Source organism: Acinetobacter sp. 1124_18A, assembly GCF_052824995.1.
Map to the genome: position 1 here is coordinate 1 of NZ_VTDF01000025.1, position 823 is coordinate 823.

The 823-nt window shown below is 45.7% G+C and carries 1 protein-coding gene; it reads right to left on the reverse strand.

All coding sequences use genetic code 11. The features are described 5' to 3' along the window. Positions 1 to 823 (reverse strand): NAD(P)(+) transhydrogenase (Re/Si-specific) subunit beta (locus FY048_RS18935; protein WP_446092166.1); only part of this gene is annotated, 823 nt, incomplete at both ends.

Sequence of the window (823 nt, forward strand, 5' to 3'; positions counted from 1 at the left end):
GGCATTTGACATCAAGAAGCCAGCATCATCAGCAGAACCAGAACGATGGTTACGCTGAACTTGCTCACCTTTAGCAGCTGTAGCAACTGCCGCGCCACCCATTGCACCACCAAACAATACATTGATGATCGAACGGTTCATTGCTTTACACATGATGTACGACAGAATCGCACCAGATGAACCCACGAGAGAACCCGCAACGATCAACATGTTGTTTTCAAGTGTAAAACCAATACCTGCTGCCGCCCAACCCGAGAATGAGTTAAGAAGCGATACCACTACAGGCATATCACCGCCACCAACTGGTGCAATCCATACCCAGCCAAATGCAAGCGCAAGTGCTGTCATTGCCCAGAATGCAGTCATGTTGCCAGTCGTGAAGAAGTAAAAACCACAAGCCAACATCGCAATAAAAATAAGCGCTTGAACAGGTTTAACCCACGCACCAGAAATTGTTTTCGCCCATTTTTTTGCAGCTAATTTACCGTACGCAAACACAGATGCAGTAAAGGTAATCGCGCCAACAAAACAACCTACGAACAATTCAAATAAGTGAACACCACTCATGTGCACATGTTGCACACCAGCCGCAGTTAAAGCCGCCTCATTTTGAGCAAACAATTCAGTGAGTTGGTTATTATGCAAAATTGCAGCAATTGCAATTAAAACAGCAGCCAAACCAACTAAAGAGTGCATGAGTGCAACAGTCTCTGGCATTTGTGTCATTGGTACAGTACGAGCTCGTGCAATACCTACGATTGCACCCAACACCATTGCACCAACAATCATCCAGATGACCGGGTTATTCGCAACAAAGAAGGTC